13 protein-coding genes and 1 CRISPR repeat array (1 of these 14 running past the window's edge) are annotated in these 22,886 nt (G+C 66.8%); of the genes, 5 read left to right on the plus strand and 8 right to left on the minus strand.

All coding sequences use genetic code 11. The features are described from left to right. Positions 1 to 732: direct repeats of the CRISPR family, unit length 36 nt; unit sequence CTGCCTTCAGATCGAATGCCTTCGGGCGTTGAGCAC (it extends 3,891 nt beyond the left edge of the window). Between the two features lie 106 nt (positions 733 to 838). Next, positions 839 to 1,285: a hypothetical protein gene (locus RAH39_RS12385; protein WP_306590434.1), complete on the minus strand. Its 447-nt coding sequence runs from the start codon at positions 1,283 to 1,285 to the stop codon at positions 839 to 841. Between the two features lie 71 nt (positions 1,286 to 1,356). Between RAH39_RS12385 and RAH39_RS12390 the strand changes: the two genes are divergently transcribed. The 5 genes from RAH39_RS12390 to RAH39_RS12410 all read left to right on the plus strand — a co-directional run bounded on the left by RAH39_RS12390 (position 1,357) and on the right by RAH39_RS12410 (position 12,306). Beyond that, positions 1,357 to 3,996 (plus strand): CHASE domain-containing protein, encoded by a 2,640-nt coding sequence (locus RAH39_RS12390; RefSeq protein WP_306590435.1) that lies wholly within the window; start codon positions 1,357 to 1,359, stop codon positions 3,994 to 3,996. Positions 3,997 to 4,138: 142 nt separating this feature from the next. Further along, a complete protein-coding gene (gene gltA, locus RAH39_RS12395; RefSeq protein ID WP_306590436.1) occupies positions 4,139 to 6,916 on the plus strand; it encodes an NADPH-dependent glutamate synthase in 2,778 nt (925 codons plus the stop codon). Positions 6,917 to 7,030: 114 nt separating this feature from the next. After that, a complete protein-coding gene (gene nifJ / locus RAH39_RS12400) occupies positions 7,031 to 10,591 on the plus strand; it encodes a pyruvate:ferredoxin (flavodoxin) oxidoreductase (RefSeq protein WP_306590437.1) in 3,561 nt (1,186 codons plus the stop codon). A 9-nt stretch (positions 10,592 to 10,600) separates the two neighbouring features. Beyond that, entirely contained in the window at positions 10,601 to 11,593 is a 993-nt protein-coding gene (locus tag RAH39_RS12405) for a dihydroorotate dehydrogenase-like protein (RefSeq protein ID WP_306590438.1), read from the plus strand. Between the two features lie 143 nt (positions 11,594 to 11,736). Next, on the plus strand, positions 11,737 to 12,306 hold the full coding sequence (locus RAH39_RS12410) for an RrF2 family transcriptional regulator (protein ID WP_306590439.1): 570 nt from the start codon (positions 11,737 to 11,739) through the stop codon (positions 12,304 to 12,306). 73 nt (positions 12,307 to 12,379) lie between these two features. Here the strand turns inward: RAH39_RS12410 and RAH39_RS12415 are convergent, their stop codons facing one another. The 7 genes from RAH39_RS12415 to RAH39_RS12445 form a co-directional block, all read right to left on the minus strand. Beyond that, positions 12,380 to 12,826, minus strand: coding sequence for an RrF2 family transcriptional regulator (locus tag RAH39_RS12415; protein WP_306590440.1), 447 nt, complete (start codon positions 12,824 to 12,826; stop codon positions 12,380 to 12,382). 161 nt (positions 12,827 to 12,987) lie between these two features. Continuing rightward, positions 12,988 to 15,276, minus strand: a complete 2,289-nt coding sequence (gene ccsA / locus RAH39_RS12420) for a cytochrome c biogenesis protein CcsA (protein WP_306590441.1) — start codon at positions 15,274 to 15,276, stop codon at positions 12,988 to 12,990. A gap of 34 nt (positions 15,277 to 15,310) precedes the next feature. Next, positions 15,311 to 15,640, minus strand: coding sequence for a ComEA family DNA-binding protein (locus RAH39_RS12425; protein WP_306590442.1), 330 nt, complete (start codon positions 15,638 to 15,640; stop codon positions 15,311 to 15,313). A gap of 137 nt (positions 15,641 to 15,777) precedes the next feature. Further along, a complete protein-coding gene (locus tag RAH39_RS12430) occupies positions 15,778 to 18,441 on the minus strand; it encodes an OmcA/MtrC family decaheme c-type cytochrome (RefSeq protein WP_306590443.1) in 2,664 nt (887 codons plus the stop codon). 390 nt (positions 18,442 to 18,831) lie between these two features. Next, positions 18,832 to 19,218: a ComEA family DNA-binding protein gene (locus RAH39_RS12435; protein WP_306590444.1), complete on the minus strand. Its 387-nt coding sequence runs from the start codon at positions 19,216 to 19,218 to the stop codon at positions 18,832 to 18,834. A 152-nt stretch (positions 19,219 to 19,370) separates the two neighbouring features. After that, positions 19,371 to 22,115 (minus strand): OmcA/MtrC family decaheme c-type cytochrome, encoded by a 2,745-nt coding sequence (locus RAH39_RS12440; protein ID WP_306590445.1) that lies wholly within the window; start codon positions 22,113 to 22,115, stop codon positions 19,371 to 19,373. Positions 22,116 to 22,231: 116 nt separating this feature from the next. Beyond that, positions 22,232 to 22,867 carry a hypothetical protein gene (locus RAH39_RS12445; RefSeq protein ID WP_306590446.1) on the minus strand — a complete coding sequence of 212 codons (636 nt, stop codon included), beginning with the start codon at positions 22,865 to 22,867 and terminating at the stop codon, positions 22,232 to 22,234. Between the last annotated feature and the right edge of the window lie 19 nt (positions 22,868 to 22,886).

The raw sequence follows: 22,886 nt of genomic DNA on the forward strand, positions 1-22,886 counted from the left end.
GCCTTCGGGCGTTGAGCACAAGACGAATCGGATGTGACCCGGCCCCCGGTTCGGCTGCCTTCAGATCGAATGCCTTCGGGCGTTGAGCACAATCAGACAGGGTGGGAACGAGCTTGCCGTCCACCTGCCTTCAGATCGAATGCCTTCGGGCGTTGAGCACAAACTCTTCCGGGTCCGAGCGTTGACCGCCCAGCCCTGCCTTCAGATCGAATGCCTTCGGGCGTTGAGCACAACTTGTTCAGCGCCCCGTACTGCGCCCCCGTGATGCTGCCTTCAGATCGAATGCCTTCGGGCGTTGAGCACTGGACCACGAAGGCGGAGGGGAAGTCCTGCTCGTCCACTGCCTTCAGATCGAATGCCTTCGGGCGTTGAGCACCGAAGGTCAACGGCTACCGCAAGGACGGTTTCGTCTGCCTTCAGATCGAATGCCTTCGGGCGTTGAGCACTCCACGCCCGCCCTTGGATGCGACAGGAAGAAGCCGCTGCCTTCAGATCGAATGCCTTCGGGCGTTGAGCACCCCGGCATCGGCAGGCGCACGCCCCCATCCCGAATCCTGCCTTCAGATCGAATGCCTTCGGGCGTTGAGCACCCAGTCAGGCGCGCGTCCACGCTCGACTCGAAGCGCTGCCTTCAGATCGAATGCCTTCGGGCGTTGAGCACCCGAACCGGCCCAACATCCAGCATGGGGGCGACCGCTGCCTTCAGATCGAATGCCTTCGGGCGCTGAGCACTGAATGCGGCTTTCCCTCGCACCCCAAGGACGGAAGTCGAAGGCGAGGCAGCGAGCAAAGACCATGAGTGAAACCACGGGGCTCGAAAGATCTGAGGCACAACAACTCACGCCCCCAGCTTCGCTCCTACCTCCTCCAAACACGCCTTCCACACCTCATCCGGCGTCTCCACGAGGAAGAACTCCACGGCGTGTCCGGCGGGGCGGGCTTCGGGGTGCTCGGACCAGGCTTCGAACAGGGCGTCGAGGGGGGCGGCGTCGAGGGGGTTGCGGCGCAGCTTGTGGGATTTGCGGGTGCGGTCGGGGTCGGGGCCTCGGAGGCAGACGCCCTCGCGGCGGGTGGCGACGAAGGTGAAGGCCTGGACCCACTTCCCGTCCATGAGCTGGTTGAAGTGGAGGAAGGCGCCGTGGTGGCTGCGCGAGTAGTCGAGGACGCGATGCTTGCCGCGCCACTTGGCCACCCACTGGACGAGGATGGCCTCCAGCCGCGCCCGCTCGGAGGCGTGCTTCAGGCACCCTTGCGCATAGGGCAGGAATTCTTCGAGCTGGTCCACGGCGATCCTCCCGGCTCTTCCACCCTAGCGCACGACCGCCGGCGGCCGGGCCCTTCCTCCGGATGGCTACCATGGGACCGGTCGCCTTCTTCCCCATGCCGCTCCCGTTCCCGTCCCCCGCTTTCCCGTCGCGCCCGCCGCGGGGACCGCTGTGGCTTGCGCTGGGGGTGCTGGCGGTGGGACTCGCGGCGACGCTGCTGGCCTGGAACGGGGCCCGGCTCCGGCGGATCGAGGGCGATCGCGGCCGGCTGGCCCGATTCGTGGGACGGACGGAGTGGGGGCTGCGGAACCGGCTGGGGCGCTACGAGGACATCCTCCGCGGGGCGCAGGGGATCCTGGCCCTCGACCGGGACGATCCGACGCCGGAGGAGTGGAAGGCCTACGTGGACCGGCTGGACCTGCCCGGCCGCCATCCCGGACTGGCGAGCCTCGCGTTCGTCCGGCCCATCCCCGAGCGCGGCGTGGAGGCCTTTCTCAGGGCCCGGCCGCGGCTGAAGGGGCGGCTGGGCCGACCCGTCGCGGATCCGCTCCCGCCCGGGGAAGCGGCGTTGGACGGCGGCCGGTTCGTCATCGAGCTGTGCGAGCCGCGATCCGACGGAGATATGGCGCCGGGCCTCGAGCTGAGCGCCAGCCGCAGCCAACGGATGGCGGCGGAGCGGGCCCGGGATTCGGGCAACGCGGTGCTGTCGGGGCTGCTGTACTTCAGCCCCGAAGCGGGGCGCAAAGAAGCGGTGACGCTCTTCCTTCCCGTGTATGCGGGGATGGACGCCCCGACGACTCCGGCGGAGCGGCGGCAGCGCCTGCGCGGTTGGGTCTCCGCGGGAATCCTGCTGCGGCCCCTCGTGGACGACCTGCTCCGCGGGGAGGACGGCGCCCTGGCGTTCGAGATCGTGGACACGTTTCCGGCGGCCGGCCCCCGACGGCTGGCGACCGGCGGCGAGTGGCCGGAAGGAACGGCGCCTTCGCAGATCCGCACCCTGGATGCGGGAGGCCGCGCCTGGCAACTGCGCTACGCCATTCGGCCGGGCTTCTACCACACCGAAGGGCGCAACCAGCCGCTGCTGATCCTGGTAGGGGGACTGATCCTCACCTTCTCCCTCACCACGATGGTGTGGTCCCTGGCGGGAACCCGGGTCCGGGCGCTGGGGCTGGCGCAGGGCATGAACGCCTCCCTGTCCGAGGCCCTTCAGCGGACCCGCAGCCACATGGCCTTCACGCCCCTCGCCGTGATCGAGACGGACGCCGCGTTCCGGATCCGCGAATGGAACCCGGCGGCGAAACGGATCTTCGGCTACGGGCGGGAAGCGGCCCTGGGGCGGGATCCGCGGTTCCTGGTCCCCCCCGAGCTTCAGTCCGAGGTGGCCGCGCGCCGCGAGGCGCTCCTGACCGGGGCGGCGGGGCTGCGCCTCACCATGGAGAACGTGACGCGGACGGGCCAGCGGATCCTGTGCGACTGGTACAACACGGCCCTGCGGGACGGCGACGGCCGCCTGCTCGGGGCCATCTTCATGGCGGACGACATCACCGAGCGCCGCCGCGCCGAGAGCGTCCTGCAGCAGACCCAGAAGCTGGAGAGCCTGGGCGTCCTGGCGGGGGGCATCGCCCACGACTTCAACAACCTGCTGACGGCGATCCTGGGCAACACGGAGATGGCCCTGGAGTTCGCCCGCGGCCACCTGGACCTCCAGGCCGCCCTCCACCGCATCGAGTCCACCACCCAGCGCGGCTCCGACCTGGCCCGGCAGCTCCTGGCCTACGCGGGCAAAGCGCACTTCGCGGTGAAGCCCCTGGACCTCAACGCCGTCATCGCCGAAATGGGCGATCTGCTGGCGGTGTCCATCTCCAAGAAGGTGACCCTTCTCCGGGACCTCCAGCCGGGCCTGCCGCCGGTGGAAGCGGACGCCGCCCAGTTCCAGCAGGTGGTGATGAACCTGGTGATCAACGCCTCCGAGGCCATCGGGGACCGGCCGGGGACGGTCACGGTCCGCACGCGGGCCGAGGAATGGGCGGCGTGGCGGCTGGCGGCGGAATTCCCGGGCCAGGTGCTGGAACCGGGCCTGTTCGTGCGGATGGAGGTGGAGGACGACGGGGCCGGCATGGACGCCGAGACCATCGGTCGGATTTTCGATCCCTTCTTCACCACCAAATTCACCGGCCGGGGCCTGGGGCTGTCGGCCATGCTCGGGATCGTGCGCGGCCACAAGGCGGGGCTCCACGTGGCGAGCGTCCAGGGCAAGGGAACCACGTTCACCCTCCTGTTCCCCGCGGGGGAAACCACCGTGCTGCTCCCCTCGCCCGAGCCCGCGCCCCAGCCCAAGGTCACGGGGACGGTGCTGGTGGTGGACGACGAGGGGCTCCTCCGCGATCTGGCCCGCATGGCGCTGGAGGGCGCGGGTTTCCGGGTGGAGGAGGCCCGCGACGGAGCGGAGGCCGTGGAAGCGGTGGGCCGCCGCCCGGCCGCCTTCGACGCGGTGCTCCTGGACATGACCATGCCGCGGATGGGCGGCGCGGAGGCCTTCCAGAGGATCCGGGCGCTGGCGCCGGCGATGCGGGTCCTCCTCACCAGCGGCTACACCCAGGCCGACTCCCTCGAATCGCTCGAAGGGCTGTCCCCGGACGGGTTCCTGCAGAAGCCCTTCCGGATGGGCGAACTGGTGGAAAAGATGCGGGAACTGCTGGTGGCGCCCCCCCGCCGAGGGATGCCCGAATAATCCAGGCGACATCCTGGTGACGCCATCTAAGTCCTTGCGATTCCAGCCTTCTGTGGCGTGGATCACAAGTGTTTCCGGTTAGGTTTTTAGACACAGAATTCCCCCAATCCCCATCGCATGCTGAACGATCCGGAGGCATCCCATGCCCGATACGGCTACCAACCTGATCAGCGCCGACAACCTCCCCGCCCCCCACTGGCACGCCACCCATCAGGAAGCCCAGGGGCGACTGACGGCCATGGGCCAGGCCCTGGCCGCTTCGGACTGGAAGGCGGTGGACCGGGGGGCCCGCTGGATCTTCGAGGTGCTGCGGCCCCACAACGAGGCCGAGGAGCGGGAGCTGTTCCCCCTGCTGGAGGAGATCGGCGCCGAGGCCCTCCACCAGCGGCTGCATGACGACCACCGCCAGATGTGGGAGCTGAACCTGCAGCTGCTGGCGGAGATCGACGACGGCCAGGTGCGCGCCCCCCGCTCCCTCACCCTGCTGGGCCAGCGGCTGATCGACCTGATCCGCGACCACATCGAGGCGGAAGAGCGCCTGATGCTGCCCCTGCTCAAGGGGAAGACCCTGTTCTGGTCCGACGCGGAGACCCAGGACGGGTACCTCATCCTCGAAAAGAAGCTCATCGCCCCGGAGACCTGGTCCTTCATCGTCCAGGCCCCGCAGGTGGCCCGCGGCCGGAAGCCCGGCCAGTTCTTCATGGTGGCGCCCTTCCCCGAGAGCGAGCGCATCCCCCTCACCCTGGCCGGCGGCGACGCCCGCCGCGGCTACATCCACTTCATCATGCAGGAGGTCGGCGCCACCACGAAGGCCATGGGCCGCCTGAGCGCCGGTGACCGCCTCTACGCCGTGGCCGGCCCCATGGGCGCCCCCACCGAGCTGGTGGGGGAGGGCACCATCGTCCTGATGGCCGGGGGCTACGGCTCCGCCGCCATCCTGCCCGCCGCCGAGGAACTGCACGCCAAGGGCCGCCGGGTCATCACCATCCTGGGCGGGCGCAGCAAGGAGCGCGTGCTCCTCGCCGACGAGCTGGGCGCGGCCTCCGCGGAACTGATCGTCACCACCGACGACGGCAGCCTGGGCCGCCAGGGACTGGTCACCGACGCCCTGAAGGAACTCATCGCCCGGGAACCCATCGCCCAGGTGGTGGCCGTGGGCCCGCTGCCCATGATGCGGGCCGTCTCCAACCTGACCCAGCCCCACGGCATCTTCACCCTGGTGAGCCTCAACGCCCTGATGGTGGACGGCACCGGAATGTGCGGCGGCTGCCGCGTGAGCGTGGGCGGCCAGACCAAGTTCGCCTGCTTCGACGGCCCCGATTTCGACGGCCACCAGGTGGACTTCGACATGCTCCGCATGCGCCAGGACTGGTACAAGGAAGAGGAAAAGGGCATCTGCGACCCCTCGGAATGCCGCATCGGCCGCGTGGCCGCCACGGGTCCGGTGGACTATTCCCAGTACCTGAACGAGCCCGTGACTGAACTGGACTGGCAGAACCTGGACCTGCGCGCCATCAAGCCCAGCCAGAAGATGAAGATCCCCCGCCAGGATATGGCCTGCCAGTCGCCCGAGATGCGCGTGGGTAACTTCGACGAAGTGAGCCTGGGGCTCTCCGCCGACCAGGCGAAGCTGGAGGCCGCCCGCTGCATCATGTGCAAGCACCCCACCTGCATCGAGGGCTGCCCGGTGAGCATCAACATCCCGGCCTTCCTCCAGCGGATCGTGGACGGCGATCCCCAGGGCGCCGCCCGCGTCATCAAGGAGAGCTCCTCGCTGGGCTCCGTCTGCGGCCGCGTGTGTCCGCAGGAGAAGCAGTGCGAGATCAAGTGCGTGGTGGGCATCAAGGGCCTGCCCGTGTCCATCGGCCGCCTGGAGCGCTTCGCCAGCGACTCCATGCTGGGTTCCCAGGAGCTGCCGCCCGTCGAGCCCCCCACCGGCAAGAAGGTGTCCGTCATCGGCGCGGGTCCCGCGGGCCTCACGGTGGCCGGCGAGCTGATCAAGAAGGGCCACAAGGTCACCGTCTACGACGCCTTCCACAAGCCCGGCGGGGTGATGCTCTACGGCATCCCCGAGTTCCGCCTGCCCAACCGGATCGTCGATCAGGAAGTGGATACCCTCCGCCGCCTGGGCGTGACCTTCGTGATGAACACCCTCGTGGGCCGCAGCATGACCCTGGAGGACCTGCGCCGCGAGCACGACGCGGTGTTCATGGGCACCGGCGCCGGCCTGCCCAAGATGATGGGCATCCCCGGCGAGGAGTACAAGGGCGTCTACACCGCCAACGAGTTCCTCACCCGCATCAACCTGATGCGCGCCGACCTCTTCCCCAACTACACCACGCCGGTGACGGTGGGGAAGAACGTGGTCATCGTGGGCTGCGGCAACACGGCGATGGACGCCGCCCGCGCCGCCCGCCGCATGGGCGCCGAGAAGGTGACGGTGGTCTACCGCCGCACCGTGAAGGAATCCACGGCCCGGAAGGAGGAGCTGGAGCACGCGCAGGAAGAGGGCGTGGACTTCAAGTTCCTCACCACCCCCGTCCAGCTCCACGGGAACGAGAAGGGCTGGATGACCCACGCGGAGTGCGGGGTGATGGAGCTGGGCGAGCCCGGCCCCGACGGCCGCCGCAGCCCCAAGATGACCGACGAGCGCCTGATGCTCCCCTGCGAGACCCTGGTGGTCGCCCTGGGCTTCGACGTCAATCCCCTCCTCGCCATGACCGACAAGGGCCTCAAGACCCTCAAGGGCGGGGTCGTGGTGGTGGACGACGAGACGGGGGAGACCTCCCTTCCCGGGGTCTTCGCCGGGGGCGACGTCATCACGGGCGGAGCCACGGTGATCCTGGCCATGGGCCAGGGCCGGCGGGCCGCTGCGGCCATCCATCAGCGGCTCGTACCCGAGCCCCAGGGCGTGGTCTGACCACCCGACCTTTGTGATCAAGTTGACCGAACGATCAGGTACGATGGTGGTGGCGTAAGCCCTGTCCCGAATACCCAGTCCCGGAGATCCCCCCGCCCCCGGAAGGAGTGAACCATGACCCAGAGAGTGATGAAGACTTTGGATGGAAACGAGGCCACCGCCTCGGTCGCCCATCGCCTCAGCGAGGTCATCGCCATTTATCCGATCACGCCGTCGTCCAACATGGGCGAGTGGTCGGACGAGTGGAGTTCCCAGGGGAAGACCAACGTCTGGAAGACCATTCCCTCGGTCATCGAGATGCAGTCCGAGGGCGGCGCCGCGGGCGCGGTCCACGGCGCGCTCCAGGCCGGCAGCCTGACGACGACCTTCACGGCGTCCCAGGGACTGCTCCTGATGATCCCCAACATGTACAAGATCGCCGGCGAGCTGACGCCCTTCTGCATGCACGTCACGGCCCGCACCCTCGCGGCGCACGCGCTGAGCATCTTCGGCGACCACTCCGACGTGATGTCCTGCCGCATGACCGGCTTCGCCATGCTGTCCTCGGAGAGCGTGCAGCAGGCCCATGACTTCGCGGCCATCTGCCACTCCGCCACCCTGCGCAGCCGCGTGCCCGTCCTGCACTTCTTCGACGGCTTCCGCACCAGCCACGAAGTCGCCAAGATCGAGATCCTCAACGACGAGGACCTGCGCCACATGGTGCCCGACGAGCTGGTGGCCGACTTCCGCAAGATGGCCCTGACCCCCGATCGCCCGGTGATCCGCGGCACGGCCCAGAACCCCGACACCTTCTTCCAGGCCCGCGAAGCCTGCACCCCCTACTACAAGGCCTTCCCCGCGATCGTGCAGCAGGAGATGGACCGCTTCGCCGCCCTGACGGGCCGCGACTACCGCCTCTACGACTACTACGGCCACCCCGAGGCCGAGCGCGTCGTGGTCATCATGGGCTCCGGCTGCGACGTCACCCATGAGTACGTCGAGTGGGCCGTGAAGCAGGGCGAGAAGATCGGCGTCCTCAAGGTCCGCCTCTTCAGGCCCTTCGCCATCGAAGAGTTCGTCCGCGCCCTCCCCGCCTCCGTGAAGAAGATCGCCGTCATGGACCGCTGCAAGGAGCCCGGCTCCCCCGCGGATCCCATGCACCTGGACGTCATCGCCGCCCTGCGCGAAGGCCGCGAGGAAGGCCACACCACGCTCGATCCCATCGTCGTGGGCGGCCGTTACGGCCTGTCCTCCAAGGAGTTCACCCCGGCCATGGTCCAGGCCATCTACGAGAACCTGGCCAAGGACAAGCCGAAGAACCACTTCACCATCGGCATCGTGGACGACGTCAGCCACACCTCGCTGCCCTACGACGCCAGCTTCGACGTGGAACCCTCCGACGTCACCCGCGCGCTGTTCTACGGCCTCGGCGCGGACGGCACGGTGGGCGCCAACAAGAACTCCATCAAGATCATCGCGGAAGAGACCGACAACTTCGGCCAGGGCTACTTCGTCTACGACTCCAAGAAGTCCGGCGCCATCACCATCAGCCACCTGCGCTTCGGGCCCCGCCCCATCAAGAGCGCCTACCTGGTGACCAAGGCGAACTTCATCGCCTGCCACCAGACGAGCTTCCTCGACAAGTACGAGATGCTCGAGACCGCCGTGCAGGGCGCCACCTTCCTCCTGAACACGCCCCACAGCAGCGAGACCGTGTGGGAGACGCTGCCCACGGAAGTGCAGGAAGCCATCATCGAGAAGCAGCTCAAGGTCTACGTGATCGACGCCTACGAAGTGGCGAAGAACACGGGCATGGGCGTCCGCATCAACACCATCATGCAGACCTGCTTCTTCGCCATCTCCGGCGTGCTGCCCCGCGAGGAGGCCATCGCCCAGATCAAGAAGGCCATCAAGAAGACCTACGGCAAGAAGGGCGACGCCATCGTCCAGAAGAACTTCGTGGCCGTGGACGAGACCCTGGCCCACCTCCACGAGATGAAGGTCCCCGCCACCGTCACCGCCACCCGCAAGCGTCCCCCGATGGTCGCCGACGAGGCCCCCGACTTCGTCAAGCGCGTCAGCGCCGTGATGATGGAGGGCAAGGGCGACCTGCTGCCCGTCAGCGCCTTCCCCGTGGACGGCACCTGGCCGGTGGGCACCACCAAGTGGGAGAAGCGCAACATCGCGCTCGAGATCCCCGAGTGGGACGCCTCCATCTGCATCCAGTGCAACAAGTGCGCGATGGCCTGCCCCCACGCCGCCATCCGCGCCAAGGTCTATTCCCCCTCCGAGCTGGAAGGCGCTCCCGCCACCTTCAAGGGCGTGGACTACAAGGGCCCCGAGTACAAGGGCCAGAAGTACACCATCCAGGTGGCCCCCGAGGACTGCACCGGCTGCACCCTGTGCGTCGAAGTCTGCCCCGCCAAGGACAAGAGCAATCCCAAGCACAAGGCCATCGACATGGTGCCCCAGGCCCCGCTGCGCGAGGCCGAAGCCGCCAACTTCAAGTTCTTCCTCGACCTGCCTGAAGTGGACCGCACCACGGTCAAGCTCGACGTGAAGGGCACCCAGTTCCTGGAGCCCCTGTTCGAGTTCTCCGGCGCCTGCTCCGGCTGCGGCGAGACCCCCTACGTCAAGCTGCTCACCCAGCTGTTCGGCGACCGCACCCTGATCGCCAACGCCACCGGCTGCTCCAGCATCTACGGCGGCAACCTGCCCACGACGCCCTACACCACGAACCGCGACGGCCGCGGGCCCGCCTGGGCCAACAGCCTGTTCGAGGACAACGCGGAATTCGGCCTGGGCCTGCGCCTCTCCGTGGACAAGCACCAGGAATTCGCCCTGGAACTGATGCACCGCCTGGCCGCCCAGCTCGGCGACGAACTGGTCGCCGGCATCGCCACCGCGGATCAGGCCACCGAGGCCGGGATCAAGGCGCAGCGCGAGCGCGTCGAGATCCTGAAGCAGAAGCTGGCCGCCATCGCGCTGCCCGAGGCCAAGATGCTGCTCGACCTGGCCGACTACCTGGTCAACAAGAGCGTCTGGATCCTGGGCGGCGACGGCTGGGCCTACGACATCGGCTACGGCGGCCTGGACCACGTCCTCGCCTCCGGCCGCAACGTGAACGTCCTCGTGCTCGACACCGAGGTCTACTCCAACACCGGCGGCCAGGCCTCCAAGTCCACGCCCATGGGCGCCGGCGCCAAGTTCGCCATGGCCGGCAAGAGCATGCCCAAGAAGGACCTCGGCATGATCGCCATGACCTACGGCGGCATCTACGTGGCCAAGGTCGCCTTCGGCTTCCGCGACGCGCAGACGGTCAAGGCCTTCCAGGAAGCCGAGTCCTACAACGGGCCCAGCCTCATCCTGGCCTACAGCCACTGCATCGCCCACGGCTTCGACCTGGCCCACGGCTGCGACCAGCAGAAGATGGCCGTGGATTCCGGCCACTGGCCGCTGTTCCGCTTCGACCCCCGCCGCATGGAGAAGGGCGAGACCCCGCTCCAGATGGACTCCGGCGCGCCGAAGATCTCGCTGGGCCAGTACGTCCGCAACGAGACCCGCTACCGCATGATCGAGCAGCAGAACCCCGAGCACTTCAAGAAGCTCCTCGACCAGGCGCAGCACGACACCACCAACCGCTTCTCCGTCTACGAACAGCTGGCGAAGCTCTCCATCAACGCCAAGGAAAGCTAGGGAGCAGCCATGAACCTCTCCACCACCTACCTCGGCCTTGATCTCGCGCACCCCCTGATGGCGGGCGCCTCCCCCATGGTTGACGACATGGGAATGGTGAAGCGCCTCGAAGACGCGGGCGCCTCCGCCCTCGTGATGCACTCGCTCTTCGAGGAGCAGATCACCCGCGAAGAGCTGGGCACCATCATGGACATGGAGCTGCACGCCAACTCCAATCCGGAAGCCCTCTCCTACTTCCCCGAGCCCGACGAGTTCCGCCTGGGCCCCGAGAAGTACCTGGAGCAGCTCCGCCGCGTGAAGGAGGCCGTGTCCGTCCCGGTCATCGCCTCCCTCAACGGCACCACGCCCGCGGGCTGGCTGCACTACGCCCAGCTCATGGAGCAGGCCGGCGCGGACGCCCTGGAGCTGAACGTCTACTACCTGGCGACGGACCCCTCGGAGTCCGCCGCCCAGGTGGAGAAGCGCACCCTGGACGCCGTGAAGATGGTCAAGTCCCAGGTGAAGATCCCCGTCGCCGTGAAGCTCTCGCCCTTCTTCTCCTCCCTGGCCCACTTCGCCGTGGAGCTGGAAGCCGCGGGCGCGGACGGCCTGGTGCTCTTCAACCGGTTCTTCCAGCCCGACATCAATGTGGAAGAGCTGATCGCCGAGCCCAGCCTCCAGCTGTCCACGCCGTCGGACCTTCTCCTCCGCCTGCGCTGGCTCGCGGTGCTGCGGCACCACGTCAAGGGCAGCCTCGCCATCACCGGCGGCGTCCACGACGCCGTGGGGGCCCTCAAGGCCATCATGGCGGGCGCGGACGCGGTCCAGATGGTCTCCGCCCTCCTCATCCACGGCCCCGAGCGCCTGGCCCAGTCCCGGGCCATCCTCGCCGAGTGGCTGGAGGAGCACGAGTATGCGTCCCTGGCCCAGGCCCGGGGCAGCATGAGCCTGGAGAAGTGCCCCAACGCCCAGGCCTTCACCCGCGCGAACTACATGCGGATCCTCAACGGATGGCGGGCCTGACCCCACGCATCCCGTGCCAAGACCCCCGGGTGATGCCGGGGGTCTTGCACATTGCAGTCGAGGACGCATTCTTCGAATATGTTTTGACCTGAAGATCGTCTATCATTGGCAGTGACCATCCGATCTCAACTGCGCAGGTGACCATGCTCCCTCTGTCCCAGTCCTCCGGTTACGCCGTACTCGCCATGAGCTGCCTCGAAGATCCGGGCGGCAAGCCCACCCTCGTCGTGGACGTGGCCGCGCGGACGGGCTTTCCCCGCCCCTACCTCTCCAAGATGATCCACAAGCTGGCGAAGGTGGGGTTGGTGATGGCCAAGCGCGGGAACAAGGGCGGCGTGGTCCTCGCCCTGGCCGCCCGGGAGATCACCCTCGACCTGATCGCCGAGGCCGTGGACGGCGCCGAGTGGCGCAACCAGTGCCTCCTCGGCTTCAAGGAGTGCACGGACGAGCGCGCCTGCCCCGCCCACACCTTCTGGAAGGCCGAGCGCGACCACATCCACCGCTGCCTCAAGGACATCTCCCTGGAGGAGATCCGCGCCTTCGAGCAGCACAGCCGCACCTGGCGCCTCGCCGACGCTTTGCCGGAACGCAAGCTGAAGCCCGCCGCCAAGCGGACCGCCAAACCGGCCGGTGCCAAGCCCGCCGCCAAGAAGCCCGCGGTGCCGCGGAAGCCGGCCGCCAAGGCCGCTCCCGTCAAGAAGGCCGCCCAGTAAGGAACCTTCGTCCTGGAAAAGCGGGGGTGCAGCCGATTGAGGCCGCGCCCCCGCTTTCTTTCGGGACCGTCCTTCAGCGGAAGCCGTGGTCGGCGCGGAAGCGCTCCACGCCGGGATCCTGATGGCGCGCCATGTCCGCCACGGTCACGGCGCGGAGGCGCGCCAGGATCGAGGTGAGGGTCTCCTTCCAGAACTCGTGGAGGACGCACGGCGTCTCGTCCGTGCAGCCGGACAGCCCCACCATGCACCGGTCCCGCCAATTGACGCCGTCGATGGCCTCTGACAGGTCCTCCAGGGTGATCTCCCGGGAAGGCTTGGCCAGCACCACCCCGCCGTGGTGGCCGCGGCGGGCCGTCACCAGGCCCTTCTTCGCCAGCTTGTGCACCAGCTTGGAGAGGTAGGAGCGGGGAATCCCCGTATAGTCCGCCACGGCCTCCACCAAAACGGGCTGGCCGCCCGGCTCCTGGAAGCAACGCATCGCTCGCAGCGCGTAACCGGTGGTCTGGGACAAGGGGAGCACGGCGCACCTCCGGGAGGTGGATCCAGCGCGCCTCCCTCAATGAGGATCATCCGGTAATCTAACGAGTCAACCATCCTTGTGATCTGCATCACGGCCCGAAATCCAAGTAAATACAGGAAAAAGCCCCCGATAAAGGGGGCTTTTCACAGTCGGGGAAAGACTCATTCCGCTACGGCAGGATTCCGGCGGTGGGCCCAGAGGCCCCAACCCAGGAAGGCGATTTCCGCCAGGGCCACGATGATCATCCACTTCACCACGGGGGAATCGCCCATCCCGTAGGAGTGCATCCCCGTGGTCAGGACGAAGTTCACGCCCAGGTAGGTCATCACGATGGTCTGGAAGGCCAGGATGCTGATGGCCGCCACTCCGAACTTGCCGATCATCCGGTCCAGCTTGGCGTGCAGGATGGCCATGTAGGCCAGGAAGGCCACCAGGGACCACACTTCCTTGGGATCCCACCCCCAGTAGCGCCCCCACGAGGACGCCGCCCACATGGAGCCGGTGATGATGCCGGCGATGAGGAAGATGGAGCCCACGAACATGTACCAGTAGAGGAGGTCGTACATCCGGTCCACCAGCTCCACCCGCCGCGGGGCGAAGATGGTCGCGCCCACCTGCATGTGCGCCACCACCAGGCCCAGGGCCAGCACCGCGTAGCCCACCATGATGATGGGCACGTGGATGGCCAGCCACGGCGTCCCCGCCAGCACCGGCGCGATAGGATGGATGAGGCGGTCGATGGGCAGCAGGTCGGTGAGGGCCATGGTCAGCGTGGCCATCACCGCGGCGTTGAGGACCACCATCCGGTTCTTCAGCAGCGCGTAGGCCACCAGCGCGAAGAGCCCCACGCCCCAGGCCAGGAACAGCATCGACTCGTACATGTTGGCTGCGGGGATGCGACCCCCCACCTGCCAGCGCAGGGCGATGCCCCAGGTCATCACGGCGAACCCGGCGGCCAGGAGCCCCAGGGCCACCCGGTCGAGCGCGGCGCTCTGCCGCTTCCAGGCCACCACGGAGGCGGCCAGGGAGGCCAGGAGGACGATCCAGGCCAGCCGGACGGGGTTCAGGCGGTTGTAGAACACTTCCCGGTCCATCGCCGCGGCGGAGGGCCAGCCTTCGAGGCGCGGCCCCTGGGCGAGCTGGACGAGGCCATCAGCGGGCGGGCCGGGATAGACGGCCCAACGGGCATGGGGATCCGGCGATACGGGCATGGGGCGCACGCCCTGGTTGAGCCCGATGGACTGCATGGCCCGAAGGCGCGACTCGAGCTTGCGGACGTCCTGCAGCTCTCCCTGAAGCGGCCGCTGCTCCATCTCGGCCATCTGCGCCGCCCGGAGGAGGGCCCCCAACTTGGGGTTCCGCACCAGCTGGACGAAGGAGGCGTGCGTGGTGCCGGCCGGCAGGTCCAGGGCCTTCACCAGCGCCTTGGAGCCCACCTGGATCATCGGGGCCTCGGCGCCGGTATTGGGCTCGAACATCCAGCCCATCATGGTCGCCACGGGGTCCTGCCCCTTCCACGTGGAGGAGCCGGTGACGGTCCACACCATATCCCGGGCCAGCGTGTCGAGGGGCATCACCCGACCGTCGTGCTGGACGGGGAGCCGCCGGAGGGCGTCGGGCGAGGGCGCCGCTCCGTGAAGCCCGAGCCCCGCGACCGCGAGAAGTGCCAGGAGCGCGCCCCGCCCCGCGTTCGCGGCGGTGATGGACGCTTCCAGGGCGGCGCGCGCGCGGCTCTGGGAAATGCGGGTGAACAGGACGATCAGCATCCCCAGGATGAGGGTGATGTAGCCCGCGAACACGATGAGCTGGCCCGGATCCTTGGACACGGCCAAAACAGTCGCTTCGCGGCCCTCCTCCTGCTGGTAGCTGGACTGGAACAGCGCATAACCGCGGTAGTGGAACTCGTGATTCATCCAGATCTTCGCGGGGAAGGTCTTCCCCGTTTCGGAATCCGTGATCTGGACCTGGCTGGAGAAGCCCGCGGGCCGCATGGTGCCGGGATAGGTATCCAGGACGAAGTCGTCCAGCTTCACCGTAAACGGAAGCTGGTGGCGCGTCACCGTCTCGCTCTCCCGGTGCTCGCCGGCGGTGTGGACGTGGTGCTCGATCACCGATCCGCTCTGCCCCTCCCACAGGCTGAGGTTCCCCTCCACCTTGAAGAAGTAGGTGACCGCCGCCCCGACGAAGATGAGGATCAGCGAAGCGTGCGTCACCACGAACCCGATCCGCCGCTGGTTCCAGGGGAAGAGGTCGGCCAGCGACATGGCGAGGTTGATGGCGAAGAGGCCCTGGAGACCGAGGAACCACCACGCGTAGTAGACGAGGCGCCCCGCCTCCTCCACACCCGACCGGGTCTCGACGATGGTCCCCACCGACAGCCCCACCAGCAGCAGGACGAGCAGGATGACCGCCAGTTTCAGGGATGCGAGGAACTCGAACAGTTTTCTCATGGATCTGATCCCGAAGTGATGGAAGGGGAGCGGCCTAGCGGACCGGACCTGACTGCTTGGCGATGACCTTGTCCTTGATCTGGGCATAGACGTCCGCCGAGACGATGCCTCGGGTGAGGAGTTGGGCCTTGGTCCGGTAGGGACGGCCGGCAATGATCTTGGCCGCGAGATCCTCGGGAATATGGAGCATGAAGCCCAGCTCGTTCTTGGCAGCGCTGTTGATGTCCACCGGCTTCAACTTGCTCTTCACCGGCGCGCTCAAGGTCGGCTTGGGGGCAGGCTTGCCCTCGGCGGCCACCGCCGCAGCGGCGCCCAGCAGAAGGATCGCCGTGGCCAGGGACGCCCGGATGGTGCGGATGTGCATGGAAGGCCTCCGAAAAGGGCCCCGGTCTGACCGGAATCCTTGAAAAGGTAAACATGGAAACGACCCGGATACGGTCACGTACCCGGGTCGTCTTCTATGAGGGAAGCTGAGAAGTTCCAGCCTCCCTAAGCTGGTTCCTACTTGTGGACGACCGTGACGTCGTACTGTGAGCCCGAGCCGTGGCAGACGGCGCAAGCTTCGCCTGCGACGTTCAGGGCACTGCGGTTCACCTTGATCTGGCCACCGTTGGTGACCATGTGAGCCTGGGCAGCGCTGCTGTCGTGGCAGGTGACGCAGGCGGCGGTGTAGGGCGTGATCATCTTGTCGGTGGTGTTGATCAGGCCCAGCGCAGCCTTAGCCAGCGCGGTGGTGGTGTTGCCGGAGGTGTTGATCGCTTCCTCGCGGGTGGCGAGGGCGTTGGTGGGAACACTGGCGTAGCCGGTGCTGGTGTGGCAGCTCTGGCAGTTGTTCAGGATGCCGGGGAAGCCGATGTTGGCGCCGTTGATGATGTTGACGGCACTCGGCGTCCGATCGCGCACGATCTTGATGGGGGTCGTGCGGTCCTTGCCGGCGTGGATCCCGTGGATCATGTCCTTCAGGTTGTTGGTGGTCTGGGGGAAGGCCAGCGCGAAGTTGGAACCGGCGACCACGGGGTTGGGGATGGTGATGCCCCAGGAGGAGAGGCTCGCCAGATCCTTCGCGGTGAAGGTGGTGGCGGCCGTGCGATAGGCCTCCAGGCCGGCGTCGGTCATGCCCTTGCCGCTGGTGGTGAGACCGGGGACGTGGCACTGGACGCAGATCTGGATGTCATAGTTCCGGTTGCCGCCGTGACCTTCGAACCACTCATGGCAGTTCGCGCACTTCTTGTTGTCGATGACGACGCGGCGGGTGGTGTCGCTGCCGACCGTCTTCACCACGGAAATGGCATGGCGAGCAATGGCGGCGGTAGTCGAAGCCGGGGCGGTCGTCTGGGTGAAGTACCCCTGGAGACCCACGGTGCGCATCTTGGCGCCCACCGGGAAGAGATAGTTGCCACCCACGATGTTCGCGGTGTAGTAGCCGCTGGCGTCAGGGCCCGAGAGCGTGCCGACCGAGGTGGCCTTCGTGGTGTCCAGCAGGTTGGCGATGGAGACCGTGCGGGGCTGGAAGTTAGCAGCGGAGGGCGCGCCGTTGTCGGTCAGCAAGTTGTTGAAGTCTGCGGGAGTGGCAACGTTGTCCTGCATCATGGTCCAGGCCAGCTGGAAGCTGGGGCCTCCCGTGAAGCCGGTCAGGGGGTTGGTCAGCCCGGAAGCGGCGGCCAGGAAGGTCACGGGAGCGGCGGTGGCTCCGTTGACGGACTTCATGATCCGGAACTTCACAGTCACAGGGCCGCCCGAGGTGGTCTGGGTGGCGGTGTTGAGTTCGTAGGTGAAATTGGCCAGGCCGGTCGCGACCGTCGGATTGTGGGTCGTCACGTTCTGGGTCAGGTGGTAGGTCTTGATCGCCGCGGAATCGTGGCAGATGGCGCAGGCCTTGTCGTCCGCCAGGGGCACGTCGGTGCCGGGCATATGGTTCGCGCCGGTGGCGAAGTTCACCGCGTCGTGGCAGGTGCCGCAGGCAAGACGGCTGGGCTTGAGGTTCCAGTTCTGGGCCTGAGCCACGCCGTCATGGCACTTGGCGCAAAGGCGCTGTCCGCCGTCCAGGATCGAGTAACCGAGGGTCTCAAACTTGACGTTGGCGTAGTTGTAGCCCGTCTTGGTCAGCTCCGCGCCCATGTGGATGCGGTGGGCGAGAGCGGTCAGATCGCCTGCCGCGCCGCCGTTGAGCTTGTTGGTGCTGCCGGTGTAGGTGGTGGTGGTGCCGGCAGTCGCTTCGGCGTAGCCGTACTTCCGCTGGTCGGTGTGGCAGACCGCGCAGTAGCGAACTTCGACCCGACCGCCGCCGTGGAAGGCGAGCTTGTCGTGGCACTCGTTGCAGTTCTGGATGGCGACCACGTCGCGGATGTCCGTGGTAGCGGTCACCGCAGCGCCCGTGGAGGGCACGAAGTCGTAGATGGCGTTGACGGGATTCTTCATGTTGACGGCGGTGGCCACCGTGACCGCATCCGACGTATTGCTGCCCGTGCCGCGGGCGGCGCCGGACATCTGGATCGTCACACGGTGAACCAGGGTCGGGGCGTAGGTAACGTCACCCAGGTCAGCCTTGACGTTGTTCCCGGTGTAGGTCATCGCGTCGAGGGCGGCCTGAACCTTGGTGATGTCGCGGTAGAAGGTGTACTTGTAGGTGCCGTCGCCGTTGTCCACCAGGGTGCCGGTGTTGTCGGTGGTGGGACGGGTGGGAGCCGAAGCCGCAGTCGTGGTGGGGACCGTGGTCACGATGTAGCTGACCCACTTGCTGGGGGCCTTCGTGGTGGCGTCTTCCGGGACGAGCTTGGCGATGGCGAAGCTCAGGTTGGGGTAGCTCGCCACCGTGGCGGTGGAAGCCTTGGCCGTAAAGGCGCCGAGGCCCTTGACGCCCAGGCCCGTCGTGGGATCCGTGATCCGGAAATTCACCACCGGAGCGGTACCCATGGTGGCGCCCGTGACCGTGACGGTGGGCTTGAGTTCCGCCCACTGGTCAGGGGTGAGCTGAGCCGCATTCACGACGCTGGGAACGTTGGTTCCATTGGTCCCGTTGGTTCCATTGGTCCCGTTGGTGCCGTTGATTCCGTCCTTCCCGTTCTGGCCGCTGCTTCCGTTTTTGCCATTGCAGCCCACCAGCGCCAGCGCGATGGCTGCGGTGGCGAGAAGGCTGCAAAGCTGTTTGAGGGGCTTGTGTTGCATGGATTCGTCTCCCGTGAAGGGGTGAAGCTGTGGGGGGTTGGGTGAAGCCGATGGGATAAAGCGATGTCTACGTCAGAAATCACCCAAACTATAGCCCCCTCTTTGATCACCTCAAAGGTGGATATGACGAAACACAACATTCCTGGATGCTCCACAAGAACAGCTACAAAATTGCCTGTCTAAACGAATTGTTTGGAGCAACATCTTGACCGATAGTTCAATTGATCGTGGTTCCATAGATGCGATTCGGAAGATGAAGGAAGGAACGTCCATCGCGAAGGTTCCCCGGCGCGACAAAGTTGTGACCTTTTCCACTGCGCGGGACCTCTCTCAGAAAGCACAAAAAAGCCCGGAGGAAGACCTCCGGGCGGACTGCAGGGCGAGACGAGGTCAGGGCTTCGTGGGTGCCTGGCGGACCACGAGGCGATCCTTGATCGCCAGATAGATTCCTTCTGGAAGAACCTGATTCGTGACCAGGTGGGCCTTGGTCAGGTAGGGTCGGCCCGTGATGATCTTGTCCACGTAGGCCTCGGGAAGACCCGGGATCGCCTTCAACTGATCCCTCGTGGCGGTGTTGACGTCCACCCGCTTGGCGTCGCGGGCGGCCTTGGCTTTCGCCTTGGCCTGGATCTTGGCAGCCCGGGCCTTCGCCTTGGCCTGAGCCTCCCGGGAGACCTTGGGTGCGGGCTTGATGTCCGGATCCGGCTCCTGGGCGTGGATTCCGCCCCCTCCGCCAAGCAGGACCACCAAAAGGATCGGAACCAGTCCCTTCTTCACGTTCACTCCTTGCCTCGACGGTCATTGTCGATTTTGCAGTGAGTGGGCGTCAATCGCTCAGCCCACTTCTGAAAAGCAGACGACCCGGCTGCAGAGCACCCGGGTCGTCTGGTACTGCGTCCGGAAGGCGGCAAGCCGCCTTCCGGAATCCATTACTTGAAGTTCATGTGGACGGTCTTGATGTCCGCGGTCTTGCCGGTGCCGTGGCAGATCATGCACTGCTCGACCTTGGCCAGGGCCGTGGTGCGAGCCTCGTAGAAGGCACCGCCATTGCCCTTCATGTGGGCGAGGGCGGACTGCGAGTCGTGGCAGGAAGAGCACGCCGCCGTGATCGGGGTGCTGATCAGGGTCGTACCGACCGCGTCAGTGTAGGGCGTGGTGCTGGCAGTGGCGAAGTTGGTCGCGAAGCCATTACCGTACGCCGTGTTGGCGGTCACGAAGGGGGAGTAGTAGGTGCCGGGGACGACATCCGTGCCATCGCCCTTCACGTAGTTGATCGTGGCGGGGGTGGTGCCGGTGGCCACGGTTGTGGACAGCAGGTTGGGCAGAGCCGCCGCGTTGGTGCTGTTGCTGAAGTCGTACGAGCCGGACACGTGGCAGGCTTCGCAGTTGTTCAGGATGGCGGGGTAGGTGACTTCCCAGTAGGTGTCGCCCGCGGAGACTTCCCACGAGAACTTGTTCACCCGCTTGCCGGCGGCGTGGATCGCGTGGACCGCATCCTTGATGTTCACACCCCAACCGCTGTTGACGCGGTTGACGTTGTGGCAGAAGGAACAGGTCGGCGCGTCGTTGCGCTGGCCAGCGTGGTACACCTTGCCGGTGAAGACGCCGAGGGTGGCGTGGCAGTCGTTGCACTTGTCATTGCTGACGATGGTGCGGCGGGTCGCCTGGGCGGCGAAGCCGGTGGGCAGGGTTCCGCTGATGAGCTTGTAAACGTTGGGCGCGGGAACACTCAGGCCGCCCTGTCCGGTTCCCAGCGTGGTCGTCTTGGGAATGTAGGCGTAGCCGGCCACATTGGTCTGGGTCAGGGGCTGGGTGTTCGTGGCGGCGGCGATGGTGCCGATGCCGTAGGTGTAGCCGATGCCACCCGTCATCATCGTAGCGGTGGTGGGAATCTTCACGCCGGTCAGGGTGAGCGTGTAGTAGCCGCTCGCATCGGGGCCAGTCATGGTGCCGCCGGTCGTGCCCGTGGCAGCCGTCTTGTTCCAGATGTTGCGGACGTAGCCGCTCACCGTGGCGTTCCAATCCGCAGGCTTGGCGATGCCGTCCTGAGGAACCGCAAAGGTCAGGTAGACGCTGGGGCCGCCCACGAAATTGGGAAGCAGTTCCACGCTGGCGTCAGCGGCGGCGGGAGCCGCGTTGAAGGTCGCAGCGGTGCCATCCAGAAGGAAACGGAACACGAACACCGGCTGCTGGCTGGCGTTCAGGGTCACGCTCTTGAAGTCCCAGGTGGGCTTCACGGCGCCCGGAGGCAGGTTTCCGGTGTAGCCGGCCACATAGGAAGCGTTGGTGTTGGCGTTGCCGCCGTTCACCAGCCAGGAATTGTTCGCATCCGGCTTGACCACGGGGACGTGCACCAGCTTGATGCCGGCGGAGCCGTGGCAGGAAGCGCAGTTGACGTCGGAGGTGGCGGCACCACCGGCATGGTTGGCACCCGTCGCCCAGTTGATGGCGTCATGGCAGGCGCCGCAAGCCATGCGGCTGGGCTTCGTGTTCCAGTTGTCGCCCTGGGGAGTGGCCGCAACGGTGGCGGTGTGGCACATCACGCAGTTGCGGAGATCCTGGGGATAGGTGGTCTCATTGAAGTAGACGTTGGCGTAGTTGTAGCCCGTCTTGGTCAGCTCTTCGCCGGCGTGCAGCTTGTGGATGAACGCGGGGAAGTCGCCCACGGCCATGCCGCCGATCTTGCGCTGGCCGGCGGTGGCGTCGTAGCCGGTGCTGGTGGTGGTGGCTTCCGCATAGCCGTACTTGCGCTGGTCGGTGTGGCACACGACGCAGTACTCGGCGTTGATGCGGGCGCCGCCGTGGAAGGATTCGAACTTGGTGTGGCAGCGGTTGCAGGCGGCGGTGTCGACGACGTTGCGCAGTTCGTCGGTGCCGGCGACCGCGGCCTTGCCGGTGGCGGGAACGAAGTCATACCACGCGTTGGCGGGGGTCTTGACGGTCACCGCGGTCACGCCGCTGTTGGAACCGTCGGCGGTGTTGGTGCTGGTGCCGCGGGCGTTGCCGGCGATCTGGATGGTCACGCGGTGGGTGAGGGCGGCCTGGTAAGTGACGTCGCCCAGGTCGGCCTTGGTGTTGGTGCCGGTGTAGGTCTGAGCGTCAAGGAACGCCTGGACCGCGCTGATGTCGCGGTAGAACGTGTACTTGTAGCTGCCGTCGCCATTGTCCACCAGGGTGCCGGTGTTGTCCGTCGAGGGACGGGTGGGCGAAGCGGTGGCGCTCGCGCTCGCGGGCATCGTGGTCACGATGTAGCTGACCCACTTGCTGGGGCTGCCGTTGGTTCCGGGCACCAGCTTCGCGATGGAGAAGGCCAGATTGTTGTAGCTGGCGGCCAAAGCGGTGCTGCTCTTGCTGGTAAAGCCCAGGCCGACAACGGGGGTGCCGTTGCCGTCGGTGACCGTGAAGTTCACGACCGGCTTGCCGGTGACGACGGCGGCGCTGGTGATCGTGCTCTTGAAGGTGGTCTGGCCCCACTGGTCGGGGGTCATCTGAGCGGCGTTGACGGTGATGACGGCGTTGGTGCCATTGGTCCCATTGGTGCCATTGGTCCCGTTGACGCCGTCCTTTCCATTCAGGCCGTTCTGCCCGGACTTGCCGTTACAGCCGATCAGCACCAGGGCGACGGCTGCGGTGGCGAGAAGCCCGCAGAGCTGTTTGAGGGGTGGGTGCTTCATGTTTCAGTCTCCTTGTTCGGGGGGTGAAGCTGGGGGGGTTGAGAGGTCGGGGTAAGTTGGGGCCGACGCGCCTCCGCCCTCTCCGAAAATCGGGAGAGGGCGGAGGGGACGGGGCCTCAGGAAATGGTGCGGCCGTGGCACATGGTGGCGTTGAAGCAGCCGGGCTGGGTGCCGGCGGGGGCGGGCGTGGCCGGCTTCAGGGTGGAGTTGGCGCCCGTCGCGTGGCACTTGAAGCACTCGGGGGCATTGCCCGGATCGGTGTTGACGTGGCTGGGCGAGACGAGGGTGGACCCGGTCCAGGGGCGGTCCGGGTGGGGCGCCTTGGTGTGGCAGCTGCGGCAGGAAACCGTGAGACCGTTGTCGTAGTTGGAGCCGTGGCACTTGGCGCAGTGGGCGAAGCCCGCCATCGCCTTGGGATCCGCGGCGTTGGGAGCCAGCTGGGCACCCATCCGGCCATGCTGGGCGGGAGCGGACCAGCCCGCGGGATGGTCCACGCCATTGGCGTGGCAGGTGTAGCAGCTCACCTTGGAGATTCCGCCCGCGGCGTCGGGGTTGGAGGTGGAACCGTGGCAGGAGCGGCACTGGTCGGGCGTCTTGACGTATTCCGCCCAGTGGGTCTGCTGCCAATTGGCCGGATGCTGGCCGGCGGGATTCTGCGGCGCCGCCTTGCCGGCGCTTCCGCTGCATCCCCAGGAAAGAAGGGCGAGGGCCACCGCGAAACAGGTTCCCATCCCCAGCTTGGCTTTATTCATGTCATTCCCCTTCGAGGCT

This window comes from Geothrix sp. 21YS21S-4, assembly GCF_030845995.1.
In the GTDB taxonomy this organism is placed as follows: domain Bacteria; phylum Acidobacteriota; class Holophagae; order Holophagales; family Holophagaceae; genus Geothrix.

Bases quoted from the DNA above. Each gene is read 5' to 3' on its own strand.
- RAH39_RS12390 (WP_306590435.1), top strand. From the start codon at position 1,357: ATGGGACCGGTCGCCTTCTTCCCCATGCCGCTCCCGTTCCCGTCCCCC.
- gltA (WP_306590436.1), top strand. From the start codon at position 4,139: ATGCCCGATACGGCTACCAACCTGATCAGCGCCGACAACCTCCCCGCC.
- nifJ (WP_306590437.1), top strand. From the start codon at position 7,031: ATGACCCAGAGAGTGATGAAGACTTTGGATGGAAACGAGGCCACCGCC.
- RAH39_RS12405 (WP_306590438.1), top strand. From the start codon at position 10,601: ATGAACCTCTCCACCACCTACCTCGGCCTTGATCTCGCGCACCCCCTG.
- RAH39_RS12410 (WP_306590439.1), top strand. From the start codon at position 11,737: ATGCTCCCTCTGTCCCAGTCCTCCGGTTACGCCGTACTCGCCATGAGC.
- ccsA (WP_306590441.1), bottom strand. From the start codon at position 15,276: ATGAGAAAACTGTTCGAGTTCCTCGCATCCCTGAAACTGGCGGTCATC.
- RAH39_RS12425 (WP_306590442.1), bottom strand. From the start codon at position 15,640: ATGCACATCCGCACCATCCGGGCGTCCCTGGCCACGGCGATCCTTCTG.
- RAH39_RS12430 (WP_306590443.1), bottom strand. From the start codon at position 18,441: ATGCAACACAAGCCCCTCAAACAGCTTTGCAGCCTTCTCGCCACCGCA.
- RAH39_RS12440 (WP_306590445.1), bottom strand. From the start codon at position 22,115: ATGAAGCACCCACCCCTCAAACAGCTCTGCGGGCTTCTCGCCACCGCA.
- RAH39_RS12445 (WP_306590446.1), bottom strand. From the start codon at position 22,867: ATGAATAAAGCCAAGCTGGGGATGGGAACCTGTTTCGCGGTGGCCCTC.